15 protein-coding genes are annotated in these 18951 nt (G+C 70.4%); 9 read left to right on the top strand and 6 right to left on the bottom strand.

Annotation, left to right across the window (positions count from 1 at the left end; genetic code table 11):
- Positions 1–164: 164 nt before the first annotated feature.
- The 5 genes from ACWCP2_RS00970 to ACWCP2_RS00950 all read right to left on the bottom strand — a co-directional run bounded on the left by ACWCP2_RS00970 (position 165) and on the right by ACWCP2_RS00950 (position 8660).
- Entirely contained in the window at positions 165–2642 is a 2478-nt protein-coding gene (locus tag ACWCP2_RS00970) for a beta-glucosidase H (RefSeq protein WP_450906448.1), read from the bottom strand.
- Positions 2643–2776: 134 nt separating this feature from the next.
- Complete coding sequence (locus tag ACWCP2_RS00965) at positions 2777–5425, bottom strand: family 78 glycoside hydrolase catalytic domain (RefSeq protein WP_450906447.1); 2649 nt, start codon at positions 5423–5425, stop codon at positions 2777–2779.
- The gene (locus ACWCP2_RS00960) at positions 5422–6225 is read right to left on the bottom strand and encodes a carbohydrate ABC transporter permease (RefSeq protein ID WP_450906446.1); all 804 of its coding nucleotides are present in this window, start codon (positions 6223–6225) and stop codon (positions 5422–5424) included. The genes ACWCP2_RS00965 and ACWCP2_RS00960 overlap by 4 nt, the downstream gene beginning before the upstream one ends.
- Before the next feature lie 108 nt (positions 6226–6333).
- Positions 6334–7218: a carbohydrate ABC transporter permease gene (locus ACWCP2_RS00955; protein ID WP_450906445.1), complete on the bottom strand. Its 885-nt coding sequence runs from the start codon at positions 7216–7218 to the stop codon at positions 6334–6336.
- A gap of 125 nt (positions 7219–7343) precedes the next feature.
- Positions 7344–8660, bottom strand: coding sequence for an ABC transporter substrate-binding protein (locus ACWCP2_RS00950; RefSeq protein ID WP_450906444.1), 1317 nt, complete (start codon positions 8658–8660; stop codon positions 7344–7346).
- A 254-nt stretch (positions 8661–8914) separates the two neighbouring features.
- Between ACWCP2_RS00950 and ACWCP2_RS00945 the strand changes: the two genes are divergently transcribed.
- Positions 8915–9958 carry a LacI family DNA-binding transcriptional regulator gene (locus tag ACWCP2_RS00945; RefSeq protein ID WP_450906443.1) on the top strand — a complete coding sequence of 348 codons (1044 nt, stop codon included), beginning with the start codon at positions 8915–8917 and terminating at the stop codon, positions 9956–9958.
- A gap of 304 nt (positions 9959–10262) precedes the next feature.
- On the opposite strand, the gene ACWCP2_RS00940 is transcribed toward ACWCP2_RS00945, so the two are convergent.
- Positions 10263–11180, bottom strand: a complete 918-nt coding sequence (locus ACWCP2_RS00940; protein ID WP_450906442.1) for a LysR family transcriptional regulator — start codon at positions 11178–11180, stop codon at positions 10263–10265.
- Positions 11181–11307: 127 nt separating this feature from the next.
- On the opposite strand from ACWCP2_RS00940, the gene ACWCP2_RS00935 reads away from it, so the two are divergent.
- The 8 genes from ACWCP2_RS00935 (at position 11308) to ACWCP2_RS00900 (ending at position 18942) form a co-directional block, all read left to right on the top strand.
- On the top strand, positions 11308–12303 hold the full coding sequence (locus tag ACWCP2_RS00935) for a fumarylacetoacetate hydrolase family protein (protein ID WP_450906441.1): 996 nt from the start codon (positions 11308–11310) through the stop codon (positions 12301–12303).
- A complete protein-coding gene (locus ACWCP2_RS00930; protein WP_450906440.1) occupies positions 12303–13265 on the top strand; it encodes a cyclase family protein in 963 nt (320 codons plus the stop codon). The genes ACWCP2_RS00935 and ACWCP2_RS00930 overlap by 1 nt, the downstream gene beginning before the upstream one ends.
- Before the next feature lie 34 nt (positions 13266–13299).
- The gene (locus ACWCP2_RS00925; protein WP_450906439.1) at positions 13300–14430 is read left to right on the top strand and encodes an FAD-dependent oxidoreductase; all 1131 of its coding nucleotides are present in this window, start codon (positions 13300–13302) and stop codon (positions 14428–14430) included.
- 23 nt (positions 14431–14453) lie between these two features.
- Positions 14454–15458, top strand: a complete 1005-nt coding sequence (locus tag ACWCP2_RS00920; RefSeq protein WP_450906682.1) for an amidohydrolase family protein — start codon at positions 14454–14456, stop codon at positions 15456–15458.
- A 13-nt stretch (positions 15459–15471) separates the two neighbouring features.
- On the top strand, positions 15472–16410 hold the full coding sequence (locus tag ACWCP2_RS00915; protein WP_450906438.1) for a VOC family protein: 939 nt from the start codon (positions 15472–15474) through the stop codon (positions 16408–16410).
- Positions 16411–16535: 125 nt separating this feature from the next.
- Positions 16536–17507 (top strand): fumarylacetoacetate hydrolase family protein, encoded by a 972-nt coding sequence (locus ACWCP2_RS00910; RefSeq protein ID WP_450906437.1) that lies wholly within the window; start codon positions 16536–16538, stop codon positions 17505–17507.
- Positions 17504–18259: an SDR family NAD(P)-dependent oxidoreductase gene (locus ACWCP2_RS00905; RefSeq protein WP_450906436.1), complete on the top strand. Its 756-nt coding sequence runs from the start codon at positions 17504–17506 to the stop codon at positions 18257–18259. The genes ACWCP2_RS00910 and ACWCP2_RS00905 overlap by 4 nt, the downstream gene beginning before the upstream one ends.
- Positions 18259–18942 (top strand): SDR family NAD(P)-dependent oxidoreductase, encoded by a 684-nt coding sequence (locus tag ACWCP2_RS00900; protein WP_450906681.1) that lies wholly within the window; start codon positions 18259–18261, stop codon positions 18940–18942. The genes ACWCP2_RS00905 and ACWCP2_RS00900 overlap by 1 nt, the downstream gene beginning before the upstream one ends.
- Positions 18943–18951: the final 9 nt, after the last annotated feature.

Here is an 18951-nt window from a genome sequence, read left to right as displayed (position 1 = left end):
GCGGTTGGATGTGGCGTTGAAGGAGGGATGGCTGCATGCGGACGAACGTCGTCGACCAGTGCGGTGGCGCCGCCGTGAAGGCCCACGACGGATGCGGGGAACCAAAGCCGCCGTCGGAGCCGGGGCCGAAGACGGCGAAGGCACCACGTACTCGGGGACGTTCGTCAGCCCAGCTGGACTGCCTGCTCTCCCGTAAGGCTCCTCGAGGAGCTGCCCACCGCGAAGCTGTATGTGCCGGGGGTGAGGGACCAGGTCCCCGAATCCCACACGGTCAGGTCCTGGTCCGGGACGGTGGAGGTGAGGCGCGTGGACTCGCCCGCCTTCAAGGTGACCTTGCGGAAGGCCACGAGGCGGCGCGGCTCGGCTTGTGCGGCCTCGGGGAGGGTGGCGTACGTCTGGACGACCTCGGTGCCCTGCCGCGAGCCGGTGTTCGTGAGCGTGACCGAGACGGTGGTGCCCGTCCCGTGCTCGCCGCGAGCGACGGCCAGGGAGCCGTACGCGAAGGACGTGTACGAGAGGCCGTGGCCGAAGGGGAACAGCGGCTGCTGCCCCTCGGCGTCGTAGTGGCGATAGCCGACCGCGATTCCCTCGTCGTAGGAGACGGCGCCGTCGGTACCGGGGTAGGAGGCGGGCGCGGTGCCTGGCCCTTGTGAGGGAGCCGCCGGGAAGGTGACGGGCAGCCGGCCGGCGGGGTCGGTGTCGCCGAAGAGGACTTGGGCCAGTGCCGTGCCCATGCCCTGGCCGCCGTACCAGGTGTGCAGGACGGCCGCCACGTCGTCGAGCCACGGCATCGCCACGGGGCCGTCGGTGTTGAGGACAACGATGGTGCGCGGGTTCGCGGCGGCGACGGCGCTGATCAGCTGGTTCTGGTCACCGGGCAGGTCGAGCTGGTGGTGGTCCATGTCCTCGCCGGCGATCCGGTTGACGACGACCACGGCCGCGTCGGCGGCCCGCGCGGTCTCCACGGCGGCCGGGATGAGGGAGTCGGGGTGCCAGCCGAGGGTCAGGCCGCAGGTGTTGGTGTCCGCGGTGGCGTTGGTGTACTCCAGCTCCACGGTGACCGGGTGGCCCGCGGTCAGCTCGATGGCGCCCTGGAGGGGGTAGTCGTAGGTGCCGAGGAAGAAGCGGCGGCAGTGTCGGGTGCCCGAGACGACGGTGACGCCGTCGATCGTCAGCTTCGCGGTACCGGCGGGGAGCAGCGAGAAGCGGTGCAGGCCGTCGGTGGCGGGCATCAGCGTGCCGGTCCATGTCGCGGACCAGATCTCGGGAAGGCCCTCGTCCGGCGTGACGGCGAAGTCGACCGTCGCGTCGGTCCTTCTCAGCACGGGGGTGCCGGAGGCGTCGGGGCCGGCGTAGTAGGTGCCGTCCAGCCCGGCGGCGCCGTCAGCCGTCCGCAGGGAGGGCTGCGGGACGACGGCGAGCGGCAGGTCTCCGAGGGTGCCCTGGGCATGCGTGACGAGAACGTCCTCCTCGTCGGCGCGGGCGCGGATGGCCTGGAGGGGTGTGGTCCAGGCGCCGGGGTCGACGTAGGTGGATCCGCTGACGCCGGTGAAGGCGTCGGTGTCGGCCGGGCCGATGACGGCGAGGGAGGTCAGCGTGGTCGGCAGGGGCAGGGCCCCGCGGCGGTTGGTCAGCAGGACGGTGCTCGCGACCGCGGCCTCGACGGCGAGCGCTCGGTGCTGTGCGGTGCTGACGTCGGCGGCCGGTTCGGGCACGGGGTGGTCGAAGAGGCCGGTGGCGAAAAGGGTGATGAGGATACGGCGCGCGGCGTCGTGTAGACGGTTCGCGGGGATCGAGCCGTCCGTCAGGCCGCCGGCGGGAATCTTCACGCCGACCGGTCCGAGGCCCGCGAGGTCCATGCCCGACCGGACCGCGGCGATCTGGTCGTCGCCGGCCCAGAAGTCGGGCACGGTGTAACCGCGCAGCCCGAGGCCGTCCTTGAGGTCCGACAGCAGTGCGGGGCTCTGCGTCGCGAAGGTGCCGTTGACCTTCGGGTAGGCCAGCATGACCGACGTGTACGGGACCGCCGCCAGGACGTGGCGGAACGGAGCCTGGTAGATCTCGTACAGGGCGCGCTCGGGAACGTGGGTGTCGGTGGAGAGCCGTCCGGCCTCTTGCGTGTAGGCGGCGAAGTGCTTGACGGTCGCGGCCACGTGGCGGCTCTGCATCCCGGCCGTGAGGGCGGCTCCCAAACGCCCCGCGAGCAGCGGGTCTTCCCCGAGGGTCTCGGCCTGGCGTCCGAAGTGCCAGGTCCGGGCGAGGTCGACCGTGGGTCCCAGCAGGTTGTTGTAGCCCTTGGCGTGGCCCTCCTCACCGATGGCCTCCCCGAGCCGGCCTGCCAGTTCTTCGTCGAAGGTGGCGGCTTGGGCGACCGGCACGGGGAAGGCGGTCACGTTCTGCTCGCCCCGCAGGCCCGCGGATGCGTCGACCATGGTCAGGGCCGGGATGCCCAGCTCCTTCAGGGAGGTGAAGTCGGCGCGTACGAGCGACTCCTTCTGGTCGGTGGTCATGCGCGCGAGCAGGGCATCCGCGCGGTCCTCGGCGGAAGGACGCGAGGTGGTGGAGACCTCGGGAACGGGCTCGGCCGTGTGGGCGGTGTCTGGCGTGACCGCTGACGCGGCGTCGGGCGTGCGGCTGTTCATAGCGGGTCTCCGAACCGGATGTGCGGGCCGTCATGGACGGTGAAGAGGGGCCGGCCGTGTGTCAGGACACGGCCGGCCCCGGCCTGGGTGGGGCCTCTGGCCCCGGGGCGGGGGCGATCAGGAACGCGACGCCCTCATGCCGCCTTCGGACCGGCGACCGCAGTACTGAGCGTGTGCTCGCCGGGGCCCAGAGCATGCGGCGGGCGGCCGGGAAGTTCCACGGTTCCGGTGCAGCCCGCGGGCACGGTCACCTGCACGGACATCGTGTCGTCGGTCTGTTCCCAGAACAGTGCCGCGGTGCCGTAGGGGGTCTGATGGCGGGTGCGGGCCCAGGTGATGTCGCCCCCGGGACGCGGGCGGAAGACGAGTGCGCGGGAGCCGGGTGCGACGGGGACGATGCCGCCGACCACGCGGTGCAGCCAGTCGGCGACGGCTCCCAGGGCGTAGTGGTTGAAGGAGGTCATGCCGCCCGGATTGAGGCTGCCGTCGGGCCGCAGGCTGTCCCAGCGCTCCCATATCGTCGTGGCGCCCTGGGTCACGGGGTAGAGCCACGAAGGACACTCGGTCTGTCGCAGCAGCCGGTAGGCGACGTCGAGGTGGCCGGTGTCGGTGAGGGCGTCGCAGATCAGCGGCGTTCCCACGAAACCGGTGGCGATGCGGGCACCGCCGTCGGCGACGAGTCGGGCCAGCCGGTCACCGGCGGCCGGGCGCTGTTCGGGCGCGAGCAGGTCGAAGACGAGCCCGAGGGCGTAGGCGGTGGGAGTATCGCTGGTCATGCGGCCGGAGGACTGTACGTACGCGCGGCGGAAGGCGGATACGACGTCGTCGGCGAGCTTCGTGTACCTCTCGGCGTCGGTTGCGTTGCCGAGTTCCGCCGCGGACCGGGCCAAGTGGCGGGCGGAATGGGCGAAGTACGCGGTGGCGACCAGGTACCGGTCGGTGAGCCCGGCGGCGGGGTCTTCCGGTGGCGCCGCGGGATCGAGCCAGTCGCCGAGCTGGAAGCCGGTGTCCCACAGGCGGCTCGGGCCGGCCAGGCGCTCCTGCAGGTCGACCCATGCCTTGCCCATGGGGTAGTGGCGGCGCAGGAGTTGAAGGTCTGCGAAGCGCTGGTAGAGCACCCAGGGGGTGAGGGTGGCGACGTCGCCCCAGGCGGCGCCTGGCTGGATGGGCGTCCACATGGGTGCGCCGGGGATGACGGGTACGTACCAGGGGACCGTGCCGTCGGGCAGTTGTTCCAGGCGGACGTCGGTGAGCCAGGAGTCGAGCATGCCGGAGCAGTCGTACAGGAAGCTGGCGGTGGGGGCGAAGACCTGGATGTCGCCGGTCCAGCCGAGGCGTTCGTCGCGCTGGGGGCAGTCGGTGGGGATGTCGACGAAGTTGCCGCGCATGCTCCATACGACGTTCTCGTGCAGCCGGTTGACCAGCGGGTCGCTGCACTCGAACCAGCCGGTGCGCCGCATGTCGGTGTGGTAGACCCGGGCGGTCACGTCATCGGCATTCAATGCGCCGGGCCAGCCGGCGACTTCCGCGTAGCGGAATCCGTGCAGGGTGAAGCGGGGCTCCCAGGTGTAGGGCCCGTCGCCGGACAGGACGAGGGTGTCGACGGAGACGGCCTCGCGCAGGGGGCGCGTGGCCAGCTCCCCGTCCTGAAGCACTTCGGCGTGGCGCAGGGTGACGGTCGTGTCGGCCGGACCGTCGACGGTGATCCGGAGGCGGCCGACGAGGTTCTGACCGAAATCGAGAAGGTAACGGCCCTCGCCGGTCCGGGTGATGGTGACGGGGGCGATCTCCTGGGTCCGGCGTACCGGGGGACCCTCGGGTGCGACCAGGGTGCGAGGGTCTCGCAGTCCGACGCGTACCGGCTCCCAGGAGCCGGTGTCGGCCGCGGACGGCGTGGACCAGGCAGGGTCGTCGAGGCGCGCGTCGAACGCCTCCCCCTCGTAGAGGCCGCTGGTCAGGATCGGTCCTGGAGCGGCGCTCCAAGAGGCGTCCGTGGCGATGACGGTGGTGGTGCCGTCGTCGTGGGTGATTTCCAGCTGGGCGATGAGGGACTGGTCGGTGCCGTAGATGTTGCGGGTGCCGCCGTCGAAGCCGTACCGGCCCCGGTACCAGCCGTCGCCGAGCCAGGCGCCGATGGTGTTGCTGCCCTCGGCGAGGTGGTCGGTGACGTCGTAGGTGCGGTAGCGCAGCCGTTTCGGGTAGACGGTCCAGCCCGGGGCGAGTGCGTCGTCGCCGACGCGGCGGCCGTTGATCTCGGCCTCGTACAGTCCGTGCGCGGTGACGTAGAGGCGGGCCCGGCTGACCGCCCGCTCGACGCGGAAGTCCTTGCGGACGCGGGCCGGGCGCCGCTCGGCCTCGTGGTCCTCCGGCCAGGCGGCACCGACGGGGACGGCCCGCCAGTCGGCGGGATCGAGGAGGCCCGCCTCGACGACTGCGGGTTCGCTCCACGGTGACGGCCGGGCCGCGTCGCCGGTCCAGACCCGGACGCGGACGGCCACGCGCTCGCGTGAAACAAGGTCATCGCCGGGCCACGGCACGAGGACCGTCTCGGCGCCGTCGATACGGGCGGTGCGGTGGCGCTGGCCGCCGCGGTCGAGTTCGAGTTCGTACGCGTCCTGCCGTCCGGTGCCCGCCGGCAGCTCCCACGTCAGGCGGGGTGCGGCGGCGCCGATGCCGAGGCCGTCCGGCAGGTGCTCGAACGACACCGGGCCGGGCTGAGCCGACGACGCGGGAGGCCTTCCCGCGGGCGGGCGCGCGAGGTGGGCGGTGGTTTCTGCCGTCATCCCTTCACCGCTCCACCGGTCAGGCCCTTCATCACCTTCTGGTTGAGGAAGAGGTAGATCGCCAGGGTGCCGAAGACGTTGATGCAGATCGCCGCGAAGAGCGGACCGTACTGGGTCGCGCCGAAGTCGGCGGTGAAGTTGAGCAGGCCGACCTGGACGGTCCGCAGGTCCTGGCTGTTGGTGAAGGTGAGCGCGATCAGCAGGTCGTTCCAGATGAAGAAGAACTGGACGAGGGCGACGGTGAGGACCGCGTTGCGGACCACGGGCAGGCTGATGGTCCAGAAGGCGCGCAGGATGCCGGCTCCGTCGATGGTGGCGGCCTCGAACAGCTCCTTGGGCACGGTCTTGTAATAGGTGGCCATCATGAACACCGTGAGCGGCAGTCCGGTGCCCGTGTAGGTGAGGATCAGCGGCCACAGGGTGCCCGAGAGACCGGTCTGGAAGTAGATGGTGAACAGGGGCAGAAGGATCATCTGCGGGGGCACCATCATGCCCACCAGGAAGACCACCAGGGTGAGGCTCCGCCCCTTCCAGACCATGATCTGAAGGGCGAAGCCGGCAGCGGTCCCCAGGAGCAGGATGAGTGCCAGCGAGGGGATGACCGCCATCAGGCTGTTCTGGACGTAGAGGCCAATGTTGCCGGTGGTCCACGCCTCTGTGTAGTTCCCCCACTCCCACGTGGTCGGCAGGCTCCAGCTCGGGTTGTTCAGGTAGTCGGCGTTGGACTTGACCGAGGTGAGGAACATCCACACGAGGGGATACGTCTCGACGACCAGGAGCAGGGCGACGACGATGCGCATCACCCACGGTCGGGCTCTCCCGCGGCGGCGCGGCGGGCGGCCTGTGACCGGGAGGCTGCGGCGGTGCCCGCGCGGAGTGGACTTCTGGGGTGTGTCAACGGCCATGGGTCAGCCCTTCGTGAGGTCGCGCCGCGTGAGGCGGAAGACGACCAGCGACACCAGCAGGCTCACCACGGTCAGCAGGAGCGCGATGGTGCTGCCGTAGCCGTATTCGCCGTAAGTGAAGGACGTCTGGAACATGTACAGGGTCAGTGGGGTCGTGGAGCTGCCCGGGCCGCCGTTGGTGAGGGCGACGACGGCGTCGAAGATCTTCAGGGTGCCGTTGATGCTGAAGATCAGCGACGACATCAGGACCGGGAAGGACAGCGGCAGCACGATGTGGCGTACGAGTCGCAGGCCCGAAGCCCCGTCCAGGCGTGCGGACTCCAGCACCTCGTCGGGTATGTCCACGAGGCCCGCGAACAGCAGCACGGCGTAGAAGCCCATGGAACGCCAGATCTCCATCACGATCAGCACCCAGAAGGCGGTGCCGCCGCTCGCGAACCAGTCGACCGGTTCCAGGCCGAGGGCGCCCAGGAGGGAGTTGACCGGTCCGGGCTGCGGGGCGACCTGGAACAGGTTCTGGAAGAGCAGTCCCACGGCGACGGTGGGCAGCACCACGGGGAAGAAGACCAGGGTGCGCACGAGCGCCGACGCCCGCTTGAGGTAGAAGACGTACAGCAGGGCCAGCAGGTAGCCGGCGAGCACCTGACCGATCGTGACGACGAAGGCGAACTTGAGGGTGAACCACAAGGCCTCGTGGACGGCGGGGTCGGTCAGCAGGCGCTCGAAGTTGGCCAGTCCGTTGCCGGTGAAGCCGTCGATGGAGTTGCCCTTGGTGAAGGAGTACCCCAGTGACCACAGCATCGGGACCAGCATGATGAGGGAGTAGACGAGCAGGGCGGGGCCCAAGAGGATCAGGATGGCCCTGCGGTCACCGAGTACACGGTGCATAGGTGGTGTCCAGTTCGTCGAGGTGGTGGGGCGCGGGCGACGGGGCTCGGAAGCCCGGGCGATGGCGCCGCGGAGCTCCCGAGCCGGTCGGGGCCGCCCGCCGCCCGGCTTGCCGGCCTAGAGGCCTACTGGCTCTTCAGGGCGTCCTGGACGGTCTGCATGAACTGCTGGGGGCTCATGCTTCCGTTGACCAGCGACGCCGCGTTGGAGGTGCTCACGGTGGTGGCCTTGGTCCCGAACAGCGCCTCGAACCAGAGGACGTTCTGCTTCGATTCACCGATGGTCTTGCGGATCTGCGCGGTGACCGGGTTGGCGTCCTGGACGGGCGTGTTCGTCTTGAAGCCCGAGATCGTTCCCGCGTCCTTGAGCGCCGTGCTGCCGTAGTTCTTGGCGATGCAGGCCACCCAGTCCCCCGTCTTGTCGTCGAAGGACTTCGCGCCCAGGGTGATGCCCAGACCCACGTTGGACGGGTACTGGTCGGCTGAGCCCTTGCCGCCGGCGACCGTGGGGAACGGCATGAAGCCGATGTTCTCGACGCCGACCGTGTTGACCTTCGGGTCGGCGATGTTGGCCAGCGCCCAGCTGCCCATGTAGAACATGGCGGCCTTGCCGGAGAGGAACTGGTTCATGGCGACGTCGTAGCTGATGGAGGCGACGCCCTCGCCGAAGTACCCCTTCTTGCCGAGCTCGGCGACCTCTTGCGCGGCCTTGACGTACGCGGGGTCGGTGAGCTTGGCCTTTCCGCTCCGGATGTCCTGGAGCGCGTCCGGGCCCAGGCTGCGGTAGAGGTAGCCGCTCAGCACACGGGTCAGCGGCCACCCCTCCTTGCCCGCGGCGGAGAACGGCTGCACGCCCCCGGCCTTCAGCTTCTCCGCGCTCGCGGTGAGCTCGTCCCAGGTGGTGGGCACGGCGACGCCGCGGTCCTGGAAGAGCTTCTTGTTGTAGAAGATCCCCTCGATGTTGTACTCGTACGGCAGCACGCTGACCTTGCCGTCGTACAGCGCCTTGATCGTGGAGACGGCCGCCGGCTGGAGCTGGTCGTACACGCCGAGGAGCGACAGTTCTCCCTCCAGGTCCGCGATCTTGCCGGACTTGTCCAGCTGGCCGGTGAGGGCGGGAGAGTTGCCCGCGGCGAACTGGACCGGGAGCGCGTCCTGTCCGGCGAGCAGCTGCAGCTTCTGGTCGAGGCTGGCCTGCGGCACGTTCTCCACCTTGAGCGGACGCGCCTTGTTCTCCGCGGCGCACGCCTCCTTGGAGAGGGTGGTCAGCACGTTCTTGACGGTGGTGTTCTCCGTGGCGCTCAGGTAGCTGAACTCCTTGGGCGCGGCCGCGGTGCTGCCGCCGGAGCCTCCGCAGGCGGTGACGAGCAGGGCGACCGAGGCGGCGCCGGCCGTGAAGGCGGTCCGGCGCGCTCGGCGTGCACGGCGCGGGTTGTTGGACACAGAGGTCTCCCTGTCATCGGTACGGAGAGGTGGGTGGTGAGGAGAAGGGCCGTCGGCAGTGGCGACGGGCGGACCCTCGGCGAGAAAGTGTGTAGAACGTTCTCCACTCGGGTGGCTCAAAGATTGCGCCCCTTCCTCGCGAAGAGTCAAGACACGGATCTGTAACTCCTGCGAAATAAGCGCTTGGCGTTGACGTACTGTGCCGTTAGCGATGTAGACCGTTGCATTGCGAGGTGAGATCGGAGTGATGGCCCATGGACGCGACACCGAAGCCCAAGAAGCGGGTGACGATCACCGATGTCGCACGGCACGCAGGCGTGTCCACTGCCGCGGTCTCGAAGGTGCTGCGCAACGCGTACGGGTCGAGTCCGGCGATGCGGGAGAAGGTCCACGCGGCCATGGCCGAGCTGGACTACCGGCCCCACACCGCGGCGCGCGGCATGAGGGGCCGCACCTACACCGTCGGCGTCCTGCTGGACAACATCCGCAACGCGTTCTTCGCCGACATCCTCGACGGAATCCACGACGAGCTGCAGGACGGCGCGTACACCGTGATGATCGGCGCGGCGGGGTTCGGCGCCGAGGCCCAGACGCGGACCGTTCGCGCCATGGTGGACCGCCAGATGGACGGCCTCGTCCTCATCGCCCCGGGCTGCCCGCGACCGGAGGTCCTGGCCACGGCCGCGACGACACCGACCGTCGTCATCGGCCACCACGACACGGCGGACGCGCACGACTCGGTCGTGGACGCCGACGGCATCGGAGCGGGCCTGGTCGTGGACCACCTCACCGAGCTGGGCCACCGGGACATCGCGCTGGTCTCCGCGTCCGGAACCAAGGCCGGCGCCTGGCGGCGGACCCCGGAAGCCGTACTGACCAGCGGATACCTGGCTGCCATGGATCACCACGGCCTGGGGACACACGCCCGTGTTCAGCATGCCGCCTACTCCGACGAGGGCGGCTTCGAGGCGGGCATGGCCCTGTTGACGGCGCAGCGCCCGCCGACCGCCATCATGGCGGGCGCCGACGTCGCGGCGCTCGGCATCTACCGGGCCGCGCACGAGCTCGGCCTGCGCATCCCGCAGGACCTGTCGCTGGTCGGCTACAACAACACCGCCCTCGCCGCCCTGGCTCCCGTACAGCTCACCAGCGTCGACCAGGCGGGACACACCATGGGGGCCACCGCGGCACGGATGCTCATCGACCGCGTGGAGGGCCGGCGGGACCGGGCCATGCAGACCACCATGACGCCGCGCCTGGTGGTGCGCGCCAGCACGACAACGCCGCGAGCCCGTTAGGACACGGCCGGCACCTCCCCGTTGTCCCGCCGGCGGGGAAGGCAGCGGGACGCGCCGAGCAGTGTGTGGAGGCATGGCGGAAGTCCGGAACGCAGGGCCGAGGAAGCGGGAGGGCGAGGTCGGCCCTGGCGCCCGGGCGGCGGGAGTGTCATCGGCGCGTGCGCTCGATGTACACGACTATGGGCGGTCCGAGATGGTTTGCCCACCCTCTGCGTGATTCATGTTCCTGATACTGATCATCTGTTGCATGGATGGCTGGTCCTGGACCGGCCTCGGCAGGTCGGCCGGTGCGGCACCCCGCGCCTCACGCCCCGGGCGCGTCCCCCATCCGCCGTCCGACGCGCGCGGCCGTCTCGCGCAGCCAGATGTGGGCGGCGTCGTGGGTGTGCACGGGATGCCACCAGAGCGCCTGGCGCAGCGGCACCGCCTCGTAGGGCGGCTCCATGACGCGCACGGCCGTGAACGGCGCGAGGAGCTCGGCCAGACGGGCTTGGACCAGGGCGATCCTGCGGGTGCCGGCCACCAGGAGCGGGAGGAGCTGAAAGCTGTCGACGGAGACCTCGACCCGCGGCTCGATGCCGAGCATGCCCAGTTGCCGCACCGCGGGAGCGTCGTACGTCCGCCGGTAGGCGACCCACGGCAGACGGGCCAGGTCCTGGCGGGTGAGGTGCTCTTCGACGCTCGGATGATCGTCCGAGACGATGAAGACCCAGCGGTCGTCGTAGAGATCGGTGGCCGGGAAATCACTGATGACCCCGTGCGGCATCAGTACGCCGTCCGTGGCACTGAGCAGGCTGGCCGTGTCGTCGACGACGGTGATGGGCGTCTGCGTGAAGCGCAGCCGGATGCCCGGGGCTTCCTCGTGTACGACGCGGGCGAACTCGGCTCCGAAGACGGCGACGGCGTAGTCGGACGCCACCAGACTGAACTCCCGGCTCTCCTCGGCGGGGTCGAAGCTCGCCTGGCTGGAGAAGAGCCGCTCCAGCACGTCGTATGCCGTGGAGGTGCGGTCGAGGAGCACCTGCCCGAGGGCGGTGAGCTCGTAGTGGCCGCCGACCCGGGCGAGCAGGTCGTCGTCGAAGTGCCGGCGCAATCGCCCCAGGGCGGCGCTCATGGCCGGCTGGCTGAGCCCGACGCGCTGCCCGGCCCGCGTGACGTTGCGCTCCTCCAGCAGTGCGCGCAGAGCCACCACGAGGTTGAGGTCCAGACGGGCCAGATTCACGGCATTTCCCCTTGCTGTTCGGGCGCCCACCATGAGGTATCCATCAAGCAGATGACAACCATCTGAACAATCGATTTCCCTGATCAAGGTGGCAGGTCCAGATTAGTCCCATCGCAATCAGGAGGACATGTCCGTGAAACCTGGATCCCCGTCCGCGCCCTTTGCCGGACCCTTCGCCCTCGCGACGCTTTCGGTCCCGGAGGGGCCCGCCTTCCCCGCCCTGGTCACCCCGAACGGCCAGGTACTCGACCTGCGCATCGCCTTGGGCGATGCGCAGGCGACCGCCGTGAGTCTGCTGGAGAACTGGGCCGCCACGCTGCCGCGGCTGCGGGCCCTCGCCGAAGAGGATCGCACCGACCGCCGGCCCCTTTCGGAGCACCGGGTGCACGCGCCCGTCGAGCCTCGACAGGTGTTCCAGTCGGGCGCCAACTACCGGCAGCACGTGATCGACCTGCACGTGGCCCACCGCGCCCCGGATGACGACCGCTCCGAGGAGGAACGGCGCGCGGAGGCGGCAGAGATCATGGACCGCCGGGCGGCGGAGGACCTTCCCTACGTCTTCATCGGTCTGCCGAGCTCCATCACCGGCCCGTACGACGACGTCACCCTCCCCGCTTGGGCGGAAAAGCCCGACTGGGAGCTGGAACTGGCGGCGGTCATCGGCCGTCCCGCCTACCGGGTCTCCGTGGAGGAGGCGATGGAATGCGTCGCCGGCTACACGATCGCCAACGATCTGACCGACCGCGGGACCGTTTTCCGCCGCGACATGCCGCAGATCGGCACCGACTGGCTGCGCAGCAAGAACGCACCGGGCTTCACCCCTCTCGGGCCCTGGATCGTGCCCGTCGAGTCGATCGCGGACCCCGATGACCTGCGGCTGACGCTGAAGCTCAACGGCGACACCATGCAGGACGAGTCCACGAAGGACATGATCTTCAGCGTGGCCCGTGTGGTCTCCTACGTCTCGCAGACCGCCCGTCTCCTCCCCGGCGACCTGGTGCTCACCGGCTCCCCGGCGGGCAACGGCATGCACTGGGGCCGGCTGCTGCGCGACGGCGACGTCATGGACGGCGCCATCACGGGCCTCGGCGCACAGCGCACCCGCTGTATCGCGGAGGCGTGATGAGCCTGGACCCCCGTGACCCCGAAGGTTCGATCGCCCGCACCGCCAAGGCATGCTCCAACTGGGGCCGCTGGGGTGAGGACGACGTACTCGGCACACTGAACTTCCTCGACGAGGCCAAGCGCCGGGAGGGCGCCGCACTCGTCCGGCGCGGTGTGAGCTTCTCCCTCTCCCAGCGCTTCGACATCAACGGCCCGCAGAAGGGCTGGCGTCGGCGCACCAATCCGGTGCACACCATGCTGGACACCGGAACGGACGCGGCCCTCGGCAACCAGGGCCTCCCGCACGGCATAGGCGGCGCCGACGACGTGATCGCCATGCCGCTGCAGTGCTCCACCCAGTGGGACGGCCTCGGCCACATCTTCGACCACGGCAAGGCGTGGAACGGCCGCCCGGCCGAGAAGGTCGTCACCTCCGCGGGCGATCTGGTCACCGGCATCGAGCACATGGCGCACCAGATCGCCGGGCGAGGCGTGCTGCTGGACGTGGGCCGCGCCGTCGGCCAGGACGGCGAACTGCCCGACGGGTTCGCGATCACCGCGGACCACCTGACGGCCACCGCGGATGCCCAAGGCGTGGCCGTGGGGCGCGGGGACCTGGTCCTCGTACGCACCGGGCAGCTCGCCCGGGTACGCCGCGACGGCTGGGGCGAGTACGCGGGCGGCCCGGCCCCCGGCCTGTCCTTCACCAGTGCCGGCTGGCTCCAGGGCAGTGAGATCGCCGCGATCGCCACGGACACCTGGGGCTTCGAGGTGCGCCCCAACGAGTTCGATCACGCCTTCCAGCCCCTGCACCAGGTGGCCATCCCGCACATCGGTCTGCTGATCGGCGAGATGTGGGACCTCGATTCCCTGGCCGAGGACTGCGCGGCCGACGGCGTGTACGAGTTCTGGCTCACCGCCGCTCCCCTGCCCATCACCGGCGCGGTCGGGTCTCCGATCAATCCGATAGCCGTCAAGTAGTCCGGCAACTCATCCGAGGAACAAGGGAGTTCCCATGACCGAAACCCGCACGGTCCTCGTCGTCGGCGGCGGCGCGGCCGGCAACGCCGTGACGATCCTGCTGCGCCGCGCCGGCTTCTCCGTGGACCTGGTCGAGGCCAAGGACGACTGGAACGCCACCGCCGGATCCGGCATCACCCTCCAGGGAAACGCCCTGCGCGTACTGCGCGAACTGGGTGTCTGGGACCAGGTGAGAACATCAGGCTTCGGCTTCGGCTCCGTCGGCATCACCGCGCCCGACGGAACCGTCCTGCACGTCCACCGTGATCTGCGCACGGGCGGTGACGATCTGCCCGCCACGCTCGGTATGCAGCGCCCCGAGCTCCAGCAGATCCTGATCGACGCCGTCCGAGCGAGCGGAGCCCGGGTCCGCCTCGGCACCCGGGCCGAGATCCTCGACCAGGACGCGGAAGGCGTCTCCGTCCGTTTCACCGACGGCACGGAGGGGCGCTACGACCTGGTGATCGCGGCCGACGGCCTCGGTTCCGCCACCCGCGCGGCGATCGGCATCACCGCCAAGCCCGAACCCACCGGCATGGCCATCTGGCGCATCTCCGCGCCTCGTCCCGCCGAGGTGACGCGCACCGATCTCGCCTACGGCGGACCGGCGTACATCTCCGGCTACTGTCCCACCGGCGACACGACCCTGTACGCGTACGTCGTCGAGGCGAACCGGGATCGGGCATCGATACCACCGGAGTCGTACGCGGACGAGATGCGCCGGCTGGCCTCCGCCTACGGCGGCTTCTGGCCGCAGATCGCCGAGAGCATCACGGACCCTTCGAAGGTCAACTACACCTGGTTCGACCGGATGCTGGTCGAGGGCTCGTGGCACCGCGGCCGGGTCGTCCTCATCGGCGACGCCGCGCACTGCTGCCCACCCACCCTCGCGCAGGGTGCCGCGCTGTCCCTCGAAGACGCGTGGGTGCTCGCGCAGATGCTGGCCGGCGCCGACGACTGGGACGACGCACTGCTCCAGGCGTTCTACGAGCGGCGGATCGCCCGCGTCCGCCCCGTCGTGGAGGCGTCCGTACAGATCGGGCAGTGGCAGCTCGACGGGGTCCGCGACGCGGACGTACCCGGGCTGATGGGCCGCACCATGACGATGCTGCGGGAGCTGCCGTGAGCCGCGTGCCCAGGCCGGAGCCGCTGACCGCGCCCACGATCGACGTGCACGCCCATGTGCTGCTGCCGGAGGTCGAAGCCCTCGTGGCCGGCCTGCCGGGACTGGCGGAGGCAAAGACCCTCGATGCCCGGCGCAACGGCTCGGCGGCGCTCGCGGTCAGCGGGCCCATGGTCCGCGACCGCATCCCCCGGCTGACCGACCCCGCCGTACGCCTCGCCGCCATGGACACGCAGGGCGTGGACGTACAGCTGGTCAGCCCGTCCCCCTCCCACTACCACTACTGGGCGGACCAGGACACGGCCGAGAAGGTGTACCGGCTCGCCAACGAGGCGACCGCCACCCACTGCGCGGCCGCACCGGACCGGCTGCGCGGCCTCGGGCTCGTCCCCCTCCAGCACCCGGAACAGGCGGCGCGAGCCCTCGATCACGCCCTGGAACACGGACTGGCCGGGGTGGAGATCTCCAGCCACGCGCCGGGCCGCGACCTGTCCGACCCGGCGTACGAACCCTTCTGGGCGCGGGCGGAGGAGACGGACGCGATCGTCTTCCTGCACCCCTTCGGCTGCACGCTCGACGAGCGCCTGGACCGGTGGTACCTGTCCAACACCGTCGGCCAGCCCGCCGAGAACGCCGTCGCGCTCTCCCACCTCATCTTCTCCGGCGTACTGGACCGCCACCCGGGCCTGAAGCTGATCGCGGCCCACGGCGGCGGCTACCTGCCCACCCACATCGGCCGCTCCGACCACGCCTGGTCGGCCCGCTCCGACGCGAGCTCGGGCTGCCTGCACCCGCCGAGCAGCTACCTCAAGCGGATCTACTTCGACTCGCTGGTCCATGACCCCTACGTCCTGCGGGAGTTGGTCCGGGTCGTCGGGTCCGAGCGGGTCCTGCTCGGATCCGACTTCCCCTTCGACATGGGCACCGAAGATCCGGTGGCCGCCCTCAGGGCCGCGCGCCTGCCCGAGACCGCCTTCGACGCCGTCCGTGGCGGCAACGCGGCCGTCCTGCTGAACCTCGCCCTCGTCTGAGGAGGTACCCACCATGAACGCACGTCTGCTCACCCACCTGCGGCACGTCGACCTGGCCGTGCCGGACTACGAAAAGCAGCTCGACTTCTACGCCGGCGTCTGGGGCCTGACGAAGGTCGCCGAGGATTCGGGCGTCTCCTTCCTGGCCGCCGAGGGCTCCCCGGAGCAGTACGTGGTGCGGCTGCGCAAGGCCGAGGAGAAGCGGCTCGACCTCGTCTCCTACGGCGCCGCCGCACCCGCCGACGTGGACACCCTCGCCGAGCAGCTCCTGGCCGGAGGCGTCCAGCTGATCTCGCGGCCCGGGACCGTGGACACGCCCGGCGGCGGCTACGGCTTCCGCTTCTTCGACGTCGACGGGCGCACCATCGAGGTCTCCGCCGACGTCGAGGTGCGACAGCACCGCAAGATCGAGGAGAAGGAGGCCATCCCGGTCAAGCTCTCCCACGTCGTCCTGAACTCCCCCGACCTCGATCGCACCCGCGCGTGGTACGAGCGCCACCTCGGCTTCCGTCTCTCGGACACCCTCAGCTCGCCCCACATGGGCGAGGTCATGCACTTCATGCGGATCAGCAACCAGCACCATTCCATGGCGCTGGCCAAGGGCCCGCACACCTCCCTGCACCACATCTCCTTCGAGATGCGGGGCATCGACGAGTACATGCGCGGCTCCGGCCGCGTGATCAGGGCGGGTCACCGCAAGATCTGGGGCCCGGGCCGCCACATGGCCGGCGACAACACCTTCACGTACTTCCTCGACCCGCACGGCAACACGGTCGAGTACACGACGGAGCTGGAGCTGCTCGACGAGGACAGCTGGCATCCGCACGTCTACGACTTCTCCGACCCGGACGTCACCGACCAGTGGGGCACCGCCAACGCCATGAACGAGATCGTCGCCAAGGAGTCGTTCAACGACCCCGACCGCGGTGTCTTCGTGGCCCCGCCGGTCTGACCCTCCCACCGGACTCCGGGGACGCGGCGGCCCTGTCACCTGCCCTGACACACAGTTCCGCGTCCCCGGACCCCACCGCCGACACAGCCGTACCCCTGGCCGACCACTCCTACCGGGAGCCGCACATGCGCTTCGCCTCCTACGAGCACCACCATCACCGCCACGTCGGCGTCGTGGAAGCGGACGGCACGCTCTTCCCCCTGCCCGGCGTCTCCTCGCTCACCACCCTGCTGGAGCAGACCGGTGGTCTCCCCGGGCTCCTCGACGCCGGCGCGGCTGCATGCGACGTACCGCCCGGCCCGCACGTCTCCCAGGTGCGGCTGCTGCCTCCCGTGCAGCCCACGGCCGTACGGGACTTCGTCACCTTCGAGGAGCACGTCGAGGGGGTCCGGCGTTCGGTGGAGGGGAGGGCCGGGGTGCCCGAGCAGTGGTACGCCGCGCCGACCTTCTACTTCACCAACCCCCACGCGATCTACGGGCCGCTCGACGGGATACCCGTGCCGCCCGGCGCGGCCGTCCTCGACTTCGAACTCGAAGTGGCCGCCGTCATAGGCCGCGAGGGCCGCGACCTCACGCCGGCGCAGGCCCGCGACCACATCGTCGGCTACACCGTCTTCAACGACTGGTCGGCCCGGGACCTCCAGTCCGCCGAGATGAAGATCGGCCTCGGCCCGTGCAAGGGCAAGGACACCGCCACCACCCTGGGCCCCTACCTGGTCACCGCCGACGAGCTGGAGCAGCACCGGGACGCCGAGGGCCTCCTGCGGCTGGCGCTGAGAGCCGAGATCAACGGCGTGACCGTCGGCGAGGACCTGCTGTCCAACATGAGCTGGACCTTCGAGGAGATGACCGCCTACGCCTCGCGCGGCACGGTCGTGCGCCCCGGCGACGTCCTCGGCTCGGGCACCTGCGGCAACGGCGGCTGCCTCGCCGAACTCTGGGGCCTGCGCGGCGAGCAGACCCCGCCACCGCTGGTGCCCGGTGACACCGTCACCCTCACGGTCGAGGGCATCGGTTCGCTCACCAACACCGTCGTTCCCGGGACCCAGCCCGTGCCCCTGCCCCCGGGCCGCCGGCGCAATCGGGAGCGGCCGTGAGCACTGCGGCATCCCAGAGACTGCGGGGCAAGGTCGTGGTGGTCACGGGTGCCGCGCGCGGCCAGGGCGCGGCCGAGGCGGAAGCACTGACCCGCGAGGGCGCCCACGTCATCGTCACCGATGTGGTCACCGGCAGCGGCTGCCGACACCTCGACGTCAGCAGCGAGGAGGACTGGGCGGGCCTGGCCGCCGAACTGCGCGCGTCCTACGGCCAGGTGCACGGCCTGGTCAACAACGCCGGCATCACCTGGCGCGCCCGCCTCGGCGAGGTGCGCGCCGAGGACATGGCCCGCGTCCACGCGGTCAACGTCACCGGGCCGCTCCTCGGCATCCAGCACCTCGCGCCGCTCATGCCTCCCGGTTCCTCCATCGTCAACGTCGGCTCGTCGGCGGCCCTCACCGCGCACTACCCGGTGGCCTACACGACCAGCAAGTGGGCGCTGCGCGGCCTGTCGAAGACCGCCGCCCTCGAACTCGGCCCGCGTGGCATTCGCGTCAACACGATCCACCCCGGTTACATCGAGACCGAGATGACCGCGGACGCGGCCCCGGCCTTCCGCGAGGCCACCATCCGCGAGACCCCGTTGGGACGCACCGGCACCGTCGGTGAGATAGCGCCCCTGGTCGTCTTCCTGCTCTCCGACGACTCGTCGTTCATCAGCGGCGCCGAGATCCCGGTCGACGGCGGTCTCACCGCTCACGGTGGCGTCAAGTCCGTCTCGGACGCCCTGCGCCCGGAGGGCAGGACGTGATGCGCCTGGAAGGCAAGGTCGCCCTGGTCTCCGGTACAGCACACGGCCATGGCAGGGCGGTCGCCCTGAGATTCGCAGCCGAGGGCGCACTCGTCGTCGCGGGCGACCCGATCCACGAGGACGCCCTCGAAACCCAGCGCCTGATCGCCCGAGCGGGAGGCACGGCGCTCGCCCCCGGCCCCCTGGACGTCACCGACGAGGGATCCGTCCGTTCCTGGGCCGAAGAGGCCGTGGGGGCGTTCGGCGGCATCGACATCGTCTACGCGACCACGCGCACCGTCCGCTTCGGCGCGGTCGGCAGCCAGCCGTACGACAACGTCGCCTTCACGATGCGCGCGCAGCTGGACTCGGTGTGGCCCACGGTCCGAGCCACGTGGCCGCACTTGGTACGCAGCCGCGGCTGCGTACTGACGGTCGGCCCGACCGCCGATCTCACCACCCCTTTCCCCCCTCCACACGCCTCTCACTCGGCGTCCAGGGGTTCGCTCGTGGCGCTGACGCAGCAACTCGCGGCGGAGGGCGCTCCGTACGGAGTCCGTGCCAACTGCGTCACCCCCGGCCGGCCCGAAGAGGTCGCCAACACAGCGGTGTTCCTCGTCTCCGACGAGGCCGCCCACATCACCGGAACCAACGTCGTCGTGGACGACGCCCGGTCCTGCGTCCTGCCCGGTTTCACCCCATGAAAGGAGCAC

The sequence above is a fragment of the Streptomyces sp. NPDC002104 genome (genome assembly GCF_053593795.1).
This window is presented reverse-complemented; position numbering and strand designations above follow the sequence as displayed.